Below are 10,667 nucleotides of genomic sequence, written 5' to 3'. Positions count from 1 at the left end.
CGGTTGAATCACAGTCGCTTGTTAATCCGCCAGCGTCTGCTGCAGAACACGAAGCATATTGGCCCCCATCACTTTACGGATTTCGCCTTCGCTGAAATTCTGACGCAGCATTTCTTCGGTCAGTGCTGCCAGTTCAGAAGTGTCCAGTGCCGTTGCTACGGTGCCATCAAAGTCTGAGCCCAGCGACACATGATCTGCGCCGAGAGCGTCGATGGCAGCCCGTATGCTGCGAACGATACCAGTCGGGGTTTCATCACAGGTAACGTCACGCCAGTAGCCGATGCCGATGACCCCACCGTGAGCGGCTATCTTCTGCATTAAGGGCAGCGGGATATTACGTTTTACCGCACAGACCGAATGCACGCCGGTGTGACTGAGCACCACAGGGCTGTCGGTCAGATTAATAACTTCGTTGACCACGGCAGGTGAGGCGTGAGCAAGGTCGATGACCATATTCAGCTGACCTGCCCGTTTTACGGCCTGGACGCCAAATGGGGTTAAGCCATGATTCCCCATGCCGTGCAGCGAACCACCCAGTTCGTTATCAAAGAAATGGGTGATGCCCATCAGGCGATAGCCGGCGCGATATAAACGATCCAGGTTTTCTATATTGCCTTCCAGCGCATGAGCACCTTCCATGCCCAGCAAAGCACCGGTTAGCTGGCTGCCGTTCTGCCGCTGTGCGATCAGCTCGTCGAGATCCTGGCGGCGATAAATGATTTTTACTTCATGGGGCGCTTTGCGGGCATAAGCGGTGAGTTTTTCTGCCTGATATTTTGCCCGTTCAAACAGGCTGCTCCAGCTGGCGACAGGCCAGGTTTCGGCAATGGCAATCAGGGTAATGTCGTCCCGCGCAGTACTGTCGTTTTCATCATAATTGAGTCCGGACGGACTTTTGGTAACGGCGGTAAAAACCTGCAGTGCGACATTGCCGTCACGCAGACGGGGAAAGTCGACCTGACCGTAATCACTGCGTTTAAGCAGGTTTCTGTCCCATAACAATGAGTCTGCGTGCCAGTCGCCAATAAACAGGCTTTGGTGCAGTCGCCGTGCCTGTTCGCTGACCGGCCACGGCGGGTGTTCTTTTACCGGATTAAAGGCGCGTTCGGCGTATTCGGGTAACCAGATACGCACCGCGGGCAGAAGCAGGAAGAGGAGAATAAAAAATACTGCTAAGGGCACGGGTTTAATGAATTTAAATTTTTTCACCTGAGCTCCGCTGCTTATTTCACTGTCTTATCAGTTCTGTCTTATCTGTTCTTTGGATGACGAATTGAGCAGCTGGCTTCAGCATCGCTCATCAGTTGCCTGACGAACAGGCACTTTCTTCCATGGCTTCTCTGATCAGTATTTCTTTTTTGCTGCGGATGGCCTCAAACAGATAAGGGTTGCTGAGGGCGGTGTCGTAGGCGCAGTTGGTGCCGGAAGCCGGAATCATGATGGAGTACTGCACCAGTACGTAGTCACCCTCGTCGGTAATGTTATCGAAACGGATGGCGTAGCCAGCGCTGGGGCGGACACCCAGATCAATCAGCAGAACCTGATATTCGCTGAAATCAACATTGCTGCCGGCGCGGTCCTGATAGTCGCTCAGCTCGCTGGAATAGTCCCATTCGTTATCCAGTACTTTGACGGATTTTATGCCTTCGGCGTAAAGCGGATTGCTGCCGGCCTGCAATGTGTAGTGGCTGGCATTCAGATCACTGTCGTCAGACGAGCCACAGGCTGCGAGAAGCAAAGAAATACAGCCGATGGTAACTGGAGTAAGAATTTTAAACATTTGCCGCTCCTGAGCGTTTGAAGGGCCATAGCATTAATTTACGTTGTGGCCGGGTCGGTCACTGACCTGAAAAACGCATACTGACCTGTCATCCGCAGCAGGGCAAGCGGGGGAGATCATGAAATATGAATATCTATGATAAAGAAAGGTGCCGCAGCTCAGTCAGTTCAGCCAGAGCAGGGCATACTGTTGAGAGGAAACATAAAAAAAAGCGCCTTACGGCGCTTTTTTTGAGTTCAGAAACGGGCCTTATCAGGCGGCGTTTTCTGCGCTCTTGATTGGCTTCACAACGAACAGCAGGTCGCCCTGGTTCACCTGTTGGCCATCGCTGTTCATGATACGGGTAACCTTGAACTTCTGGTCAGCCGGGTAGAGAACAGCACCGCTGCGGTTGAATTGCTTCAGGCTCAGCGGGGTGAACATCTTCATCGCTTCCATCAGACACAGAGTCTGATCAACGCCGATGATGTCACCTTCTTTCACGAACGCTGGTTCGCTTGGTGAAGAAGAACCGTAGAAGATGCTGGTAGACGGTGACAGAACTTTCAGTTCGTCAGAGCCTTCGATCTTCAGGGTGTCGGCATCTACCGCGTTAGCGTGCATGTCTGCGGAGTCTTCAATGTCTTTCACCAGTTCGCTGAAGTCGATACGCTCCAGGAAGTGTGGCAGGTAGGTGGTGTCGTAAACACCGTCTACGAAGACTTTGTCGTCCAGGACGCGTTTCAGCAGCGGAATGTTGGTGCAAACGCCGGTGATACGAACGCGTTCCAGATACTCACGCAGTTTAGCGATGGTATCGTTACGGTCTTTACCGTAGCAGATGATCTGAACAATCAGGCTGTCGTAGAACGGCGATACCTGTTTGCCAGCCGCTGCCATGGTGATCAGCTGGATATGATCTTCTTCCGGCAGGACGCACTCGCGAATCAGGCCCGGAGTCGGAACGAATTCCATCTTGTCGCCTTTCTGAACCGCTTTCTCTGCGTTCACACGAACTTCAATCGCGTAACCTTCAGATACCGGTTTCAGGTCGGCAATGGCTTCGCCTTCGGCAATGCGGAACTGGGTGCTGACGATATCGACTTTGGATACCAGTTCAGTTACCGGGTGTTCTACCTGCAGACGGGTGTTCATTTCCATGAAGTAGATGGTGTTGGCATCCAGGTCGAAAATAAATTCAACGGTACCGGCACCTACGTACTCAACGGCATCAGCCAGTTTGGCGGCGTAATCGTAAGCAGACTGTTCAAGTTCACGCGGCAGCATGGTGGAGCCGGATTCTTCGAAAATCTTCTGGTTATTACGCTGTACAGAACAGTCACGCAGACCAAGGATCTTAGTGTTGCCCTGGCTGTCACGCAGTACCTGTACTTCGATGTGACGCAGAGAGGTCACGTATTTTTCCAGATACACGTCGCCGTTACCGAATGCCGCTTTGGCTTCAGTAGAAATCTGGTGGAACAGGGCGTGAATCTTGTCTGCAGATTCAACTACCTGAATACCTTTACCACCACCACCGTGTACGGCTTTCAGCAGTACCGGGTAACCGATTTCATCGGCTACCGCTGCAGCGTTGGCAGAGCTGGTCAGAATACCGTGAGAACCCGGTACGACTGGCACCTGAACACGCATTGCGGTGTTAATGGCGTTGGATTTGTTACCCATGGTTTCCATGGAAGAAACCGGAGGACCAACAAAGTTCAGTTCGTGGTTACCACACAGAGCGGCGAACTGGCTGCTTTCAGACAGGAAGCCGATGCCCGGGTGCAGTGCATCCACCTGTTCGTGGTGCGCGATACGCAGCACGGACTTGGCGTTCAGATAAGATTCATCCGGGGTGTTACCACCGATACATACCACGCGGTCTTCAGGCCCAAGCATATCCACCGGTACGGAATCCATATCCGGGTCAGAGGCGATCAGAACCACTTTAATGTCGTTGTCCTGGGCTTTCTTGATCAACTTGGCAGCGGTACAGCCACGGGCGTGGATCAGGACTTTATCAATCTTGCCGTATTTCTTATCGGCAGCGCTGACGCTGTCACCGGTATCCGGCGCGAAACGCTCAGCAGCAACATAACCCTGCAGTACGCGGTCCAGTACGTCGTCAACCGTGTGACGGGCAACCGGCATATCCGGGTCGATGGCACGCAGGCGGTCATCCAGATCGTCGAAGAACGGATGGCTTACCAGACCGTCCATAGACTTCGGAGAAACCGACAGATAGTTGGACAGGGTACAGGTGCTTGGCAGATAGCTTGGTACAACGATCTGACCAGCAAACGGCATGTTGGTACCGGAGAAGTAGTAAGTCTGTGCCAGCGGGTGAGTCACGAAGGACGCCTGCGCACCACCGGTACAGTCACCGAAACCGAAGATGACGATTGGCAGATCGTTATCACGTACGAAACGGGTAATACGGTCGTTAACTACAGCCATGGAGAACAGTGCCGCAGCACCTTCTTTGGTCTGCATACCGCCGGATGATACGAAGCACACAATCGGCAGATTGAGCTGCGCACATTTGGCCATCAGCTTACAGAATTTCTCGGCACTGGCCATATCGAAAGCACCCGCCTGGAAGTCCAGGTTGGATACCAGCGCACCGACGCGCTGTTCACGTTCACCAATTTTGATGGTACCGATACCGGTGATCACACCACATGGTTTGATGTCGTTTTTCAGAGCGCTTTCGATAGAAGAACGGAAGCCCGGGAAGGAAACCGGATCCGCCGACATCAGGCTGGCGTTAGTCTCTTTAAAGTCAGAGAAGAAACGACCGATCAGAGCGTTGGCAGAGGTTTTCTTCTGACGTTTGGTGTCATCCAGAACCTGTTGAATCAGCAGGTCGTGGTAAGCCATGGTCAGACGGTTCCAGAAGTCTTTACGACGACCAATGGAAACCGGGTTAATACGGCCGTTGTAGGACTTACCATCCTGTTCTGCGCCATGGTATTCCGGCAGCAGTTTTTCGAAGATGAAAGTGATGACCACGAACAGGGTGTCAGACAGGCGCGGGAACGCCAGTTTCTTCCATTCTTCAACGGATTTCAGGAAGTCGCCACGCTGGCTGCTCTTGATGAAGTAGCTCAGCCAGTGGTCGAAAGATTCGCGTTCCTGTGGCGTGTAGCTGTCGCCTTTGGTGGCTTCTGCCAGGGATTTTTCCAGCAGGGCTTTCAGCGAGTCGTGAGACAGGGCACGGTTTTCGTTGGCTTCTTTCGCCACACCTACCAGGTTGAAAATAAAGTTGTCGTACAGCTGACCGAAGACCAGCATGTTCTGACAGACCTGAGTGAATTCGTAGCGCAGTTCGTCGTGCAGAATTGCGTCCAGAATGGTGATGTCCGGGTGTGCCGGGTTCTGGATGTTTTCCTGACGGAACTGAATGTACGGTGCCAGTGCTTCTTCCAGAATGCGGCGGTTGGCTTCAACTTTACCGGAAGCAACACTGTTGGCCAGGGCTTCAGTACGGGTAGACAGTTTCAGCTCTGCGCGGATTTCATCCGGAATCAGATCGGCTTTCAGAATTTCGTTCAGCGCGGTTGCCAGTGACTGCTTCAGCGCGCCTTTGGCTTGTTCCTGTGCCAGACCTTCAGTCAGTTCCTGACGTGGCTCATGTGGCAGCTGGGAACGGATATACGTGGCCAGTGGGTGCGGGTTATTCTCGATGAACTCCGCAACGGATACGGCATCCAGAATATCTGCAGCGCGCAGCAGGAAACGGCTCTGTTTATAGTCTTCGAGGTAGTTCAGCAGACCCTTGAAGTTGATGCTGGCATCAGACTTCCAGCGGTTGAACAGGTACAGGCCCAGGTTGAAGCACAGTTCCTGTTTCGCTTTCAGGTAGTTGTTTTTTGGCTCACCAAAGAACAGACGGGCGATGGTGGAACGGCTCTCGTCACGGTCTTCGTGTTTGGACCAGAAGTTTTTCCAGCTTTTGTGCAGGGTATCGTTATAAACGATTTTTTCCGGGGCCTGCAGCCACTGCTGGAATTTACGCTGAGATTCGCGCTGCATACGTTCCTGCAGCTGACCTTCCGGTACCTCTTTCTCTGCCAGACGGCCATAGTTCGCCAGTGTAGTAGAGTGGATACGGCGACGGGTCGCCAGGTAACGGGTATAGCGGTAAATCAGACCGAACAGGTTAGCGTGTTCAGTTGGTGATTTGGCCAGGAAGAAGTTGGTGTCTTTCTGCAGGTTCTGCAGTTTTTCAGACGGCGTCAGGAAACGCTCGATGCTGCGGTGGTAGTGTTCCATCATGTATGGGTTAGCGCGGGCGAATTCTGCTGCGCTGTCTTCGATGGACTGAATACCGGTAACTACGGCCTGATGCAGGTTGTAGCGTTTTTCGTCAGCGTCGGTTGGAGCGTAATCAATGATACCGTCGATGATGCCGCCTTCGCGCAGCTCATAGCCGGATACACCTACGTATTTGGCACATTCCTGCCATGACAGGTTGTACTTACGCGCAATGCTGGCCAGACCCTGTGGCTGAATGGTGTTGAAAATACCATCACGTACGCTCAGCAGGATGTTGGTGGTTGCCAGTGGGATCGCACCACCGGAATAACCTGCACCCCAGATAATACCCAGAGTCGGCACATCGTTGTTGGCCATCTCAGTGATCAGGTGGGAAATGCTGTGTGCTTGGTTGTTGGCGTTAGCCGCTTCACCGGCATCCGCTCCCGGGGTGTCGATAAAGGTAACAATCGGCAGGGAACGGCGGGCGTATTCACGCGCTACTTTTGCTGCCTGATTGTGGTGATCCGGGCCCCATACGCCATTGGCGTGTTCGCGGTTCTGACAGATAAAACCAACACGGCGCAGTTTGCCACCGAAGTCCATGTCTGCTTCGCAGCAGTACAGTGGGCCGTTTTCAACTTCTGTGATGGTACGCAGCACCAGGTGCTGAACCACACTTTTTGCGCCCGGACGGCTGTTGCTTTCACTTGGCGCAACGACCTGTTCAATGTAGTCGTCGATGTTCAGACCACGCAGACGATCCAGTTCACTGGCACAGCGCTCCGGAGAGATCAGGCCTTTAACTTTATGGTCAACAGCGTTGTCTTCGTATTCCGGGAACAGGGAAAAGTCCGCAGACAGCTGTTCCGCTTTGAGGAACAGCTCGTCAACCTGGCGGTCGGCGCCGGACTGAGGAGTAGGTACTTGTTCTGTCATGTTATTTAATTCCGTATTGTGCGATTACCGGTGGACTGGCCTGTGTCGGATGTTACGTAACCAGTCCGGGTTTCCGAACGTATAGCGGCGGGAACCTTACCCGCCACTGATTTTAATGGGCAGAGACTGCCCAAAAATTTCATTTTCTGACCTCAAAAAATGAGGTTCAGTATGTCATTTTTCACACGGCCTTGAAAATCAGCGTGGCGTTGGTGCCACCGAAGCCAAAGCTGTTTGACATCACATACTGCAGTTTTGCTTCGCGGTTTTCGCGAACCAGATCGTACGGCGCAGCACCTTCATCCAGTTCTGTGATATTGGCGCTGCCAGTGATGAAACTGTTTTCCATCATCAGCAGGCAATAGATCGCTTCCTGTACGCCGGCAGCGCCCAGAGAGTGACCAGACAGAGACTTGGTTGAGCTGAATGGCGGAACCTTGCCATCAAACGCCTCAGCAACAGCTTTCAGCTCGGTGATGTCACCGGCCGGGGTGCTGGTTCCGTGAGTGTTCAGGTAATCAATCTGTGGGTTACCTGCGTCTTCCATGGCCATCTTCATGCAACGTACAGCGCCTTCACCGGAAGGGGCGACCATGTCAGCACCATCGGACGTTGCACCGTAGCCAACCAGCTCGCCATAGATTTTGGCGCCACGGGCGACTGCATGTTCGTATTCTTCCAGAACCACCATTGCGCCGCCGCCAGCGATTACGAAACCATCACGGTTTGCGTCGTAGGCGCGGGATGCTGTTCCCGGGTTGTCGTTGTTCTTGGTGGACAGGGCGCCCATGGCGTCGAATTGCATAGACAGTGCCCAATGTTCTTCTTCACCGCCACCGGCGAAAATGATGTCCTGCTTACCCCATTGGATCAGCTCAGCACCATGACCGATACAGTGTGCAGAAGAAGCACAGGCGGAGGTCATTGAGTAGTTGGTGCCTTTGATGCTGAACGGCGTTGCCAGGTTGGCGGAAGTGGTGGAGCCCATGGTACGGGTTACACGGTATGGACCTACACGCTTAACGCCTTTTTCACGCAGGATGTCGACAGATTCGACGATGTCGCTGGTCGATGCGCCACCGGAGCCGGTGATGATACCGGTGCGTGGGTTGCTGACCATGTCTTCGGTCAGGCCTGAGTCAGCGATGGCTTCTTTCATGGACAGGTAAGCATAAGCCGCAGAATCGCCCATGAAGCGCTTAAGCTTACGGTCAATGAGTTCTTCCAGATCGATTTGTGGGCGGCCAGCGACCTGGCTGCGCATACCTACTTCGGCATATTCCGGAATGAAGCTGATGCCGGAGCGCTTTTCGCGCAGGGAACTCAGTACTTCTTCCTTATTGTTGCCCAGGCAACCGACAATCCCCAGACCTGTAACCACTACTCGACGCATAATCTCTACTCAGAGTCCTGTTGAAAATTAATAACCAGCCTATGACAGAAATATTGAGGTAATATTTCATTCTATTTGGCGGCCACCACTATATAGCAGCCGCCGTTCGGGCAAAAAGAAAAATATTATTGACTAATAGTCTTTAATCGACAGAGAAAGAGTTTAATTAATGATGACCAAGCAAGACGTTCGTTGGCACAAAGCGCAGGAGCTTTTGCTCGAGAATGCACTGGATATTCCTACTATGGCGGCCTGTCTGGGGCAGGATGAAGCTAAGGTTCAGGCGATGATGGGGGACAAGCCAACCCGGACCATCAATGATGCGCTGGCGGAACAGATGGAGCAGACTTTCTCCAAGCCTCAGGGCTGGATGGATCAGTCCGGTGAAGGCGGTCTGACCTATGATCTGTTTGGTGCCTGAAACGGGATCCGAGACCTGCCAGCAGCGTAAACGTGCTGGCGGTACACCGGCCCGGTAGTCAAACCGGGCCTGAATTGTCAGAGTCAGCGCGGGCCAGCAGAGAATGCCCGGCGCAGATGGCCCGCCAGTGGCAGCCAGATTTTCAGTAACGCAAACAGCACAGCGCCGATACTGGCAATGATGGCCAGAGCATCCGTGTACGGGTAGCCGTCCTGATGAAAGCTTAAGTAGGCCGACGCGATGGTCAGCAGCAGGGCGGTAAAGAGCTTCTGTCCGTGCCCCCGGAATACCCGGAAGCGCTGTACCAGCCAATGGCTCAGAACAGCAACGGCCAGACCTGCAGCGGACCCCACCAGAATATCCAGTGGCCAGTGCGCACCTACCATGGCACGGCTCAGTGCCGCCAGAAAACCAATCAGCAGTGCGACAGTTGCCCAGCCTTTATGTGTCATATTGAGCCAGATCAGACCGGCGCAGCTCATGGCAGTGAATGAGTGACCGGAAGGAAAGCTGTGATTCTTCAATACCTGGCCGATGATCCAGAAGGAATCCCGGTCCAGCACTGCAGCCGGACGTGGGATGTTCAGACCCTGTTTAAAACCGTGCACCACCAGAGAACCAATAATCAGCAGCAGCAGAGATTGATTCAGCATGCTGGGGTAGTAGCAGGCAATAATCAGCAATACCGCGACGGCAAACAGGGTATCGGCTACCAGCGTGAGATTGCTCCACAGCGCATCCGGCAGCAGGTGACCGGCATGGTTCACTGCGTAAAACAGCGCTGTATTCTGTCCGGTGAGCCAGACCACAATGGCGGCGATGACCAGAACAGAAATAAACCAGTAAAGCGTCTGTGAACGGGAGGTCACGAACTGGCCTCCGCATTCTCAGTTGAAGTGGTTTCACCTTGGTCAGGTGCCTGTTCTTCGGTTGGGCTTTCTTCAGGAATCGGGTCTTCAGGAACGGCATCCTGCGGCGCAGGAATGCGGCGCACGATTTCTATGGGGCCAGATTTGAACAGTACATCGTAATAGATGCCATCGCGGGCGGTGTCTTTCGCCAGACGGTCTTCCCGGCCATAGCCAACTTCGCCCATGTTCAGTTTGCGGCGTTCCGTGACCTTATCGAAGTACACGTTAAAACTCGGCATATCAATCGACTGAGTGTACACCGGCTCGTTCAGGGTTTTGGCAAACTGTGCTGCTTCCCATACCGGACGTTGTTGGGATTCACTCAGTGCCGGTACGAACACAAACCAGACGAACAGCGCCTGCACCGCACCAACGGTCAGCAGGGCAAACCATGGGCTCAGGCGGCGCCAGAAGATCAGCGCCATGCTGATGCCCAGTGTAAGAGCGGCAATGATGGTGAAGTTACGGTCGAAGTAATGCGCTGCACGCTCCGCTGTGGCAATTTCGATCGGGTTGGTCAGGCGTTCCTGAGCGATCGGTAACAGCAGCGGGAAGGCGACGAAAATACCGAGCAGAATGGCCGGAAACAGGGCTGACAGCAGACGGCTGTGCAGCCAGTGGCGGTAGCGCGCCATCAGGATAACCAGCGGTGTGCAGCCGTACAGGATGTAATGCGGCAGTTTGGTGCTGGCCAGACTGAAGAGTACCAGTACCACGAGGAACCAGATCCACAGGAAGGCGTCCAGTGCATCTTTGCCCGGCTTCAGGTGTTTGATGGAGGGCAGCATGCGGATAAACAGGGCTCCGAACGGCGCCAGCACAAAGGGCAGCACTAACGGATAAAACAGGATGCCGCCATCGTGGCCTTCCATCGCATTATTAAAGCGATTGACGTTGTGCTTAAGGATAAAGCCGTCGATGAAATCCTGACCATGGGCCTGATATTCAAGGATGTACCAGGGAGCGGCAATCAGCAGGAAGACA

The 10,667-nt window shown here is 53.6% G+C and carries 7 protein-coding genes; 1 reads left to right on the top strand and 6 read right to left on the bottom strand.

From position 1 onward, the window contains the following. Positions 1-21: 21 nt before the first annotated feature. From B2Z72_RS04145 to fabB, 4 genes are all read right to left on the bottom strand, one after another. Positions 22-1,209 carry a dipeptidase gene (locus tag B2Z72_RS04145; RefSeq protein WP_296981263.1) on the bottom strand — a complete coding sequence of 396 codons (1,188 nt, stop codon included), beginning with the start codon at positions 1,207-1,209 and terminating at the stop codon, positions 22-24. 91 nt (positions 1,210-1,300) lie between these two features. Next, on the bottom strand, positions 1,301-1,780 hold the full coding sequence (locus B2Z72_RS04140; protein WP_296981265.1) for a protease complex subunit PrcB family protein: 480 nt from the start codon (positions 1,778-1,780) through the stop codon (positions 1,301-1,303). 252 nt (positions 1,781-2,032) lie between these two features. Beyond that, a complete protein-coding gene (locus tag B2Z72_RS04135; protein ID WP_297004228.1) occupies positions 2,033-6,958 on the bottom strand; it encodes a biotin carboxylase N-terminal domain-containing protein in 4,926 nt (1,641 codons plus the stop codon). A gap of 181 nt (positions 6,959-7,139) precedes the next feature. After that, positions 7,140-8,351 (bottom strand): beta-ketoacyl-ACP synthase I, encoded by a 1,212-nt coding sequence (fabB, locus tag B2Z72_RS04130; protein WP_296986326.1) that lies wholly within the window; start codon positions 8,349-8,351, stop codon positions 7,140-7,142. A 169-nt stretch (positions 8,352-8,520) separates the two neighbouring features. Between fabB and B2Z72_RS04125 the strand changes: the two genes are divergently transcribed. Then, on the top strand, positions 8,521-8,772 hold the full coding sequence (locus tag B2Z72_RS04125; protein ID WP_296986323.1) for a hypothetical protein: 252 nt from the start codon (positions 8,521-8,523) through the stop codon (positions 8,770-8,772). A gap of 83 nt (positions 8,773-8,855) precedes the next feature. Here B2Z72_RS04125 and B2Z72_RS04120 read toward each other — a convergent pair whose 3' ends face one another. Both B2Z72_RS04120 and B2Z72_RS04115 read right to left on the bottom strand, forming a co-directional pair. Beyond that, positions 8,856-9,641: a phosphatase PAP2 family protein gene (locus B2Z72_RS04120; protein ID WP_296986320.1), complete on the bottom strand. Its 786-nt coding sequence runs from the start codon at positions 9,639-9,641 to the stop codon at positions 8,856-8,858. Continuing rightward, on the bottom strand, positions 9,638-10,667 hold a 1,030-nt coding region (locus tag B2Z72_RS04115; protein ID WP_297004226.1), incomplete at its 5' end, for a hypothetical protein. The genes B2Z72_RS04115 and B2Z72_RS04120, both read right to left, overlap by 4 nt.

Source organism: Thalassolituus sp. UBA6592 (genome assembly GCF_002433655.1).
Lineage (GTDB): Bacteria > Pseudomonadota > Gammaproteobacteria > Pseudomonadales > Oceanobacteraceae > Venatoribacter.
This window is presented reverse-complemented; position numbering and strand designations above follow the sequence as displayed.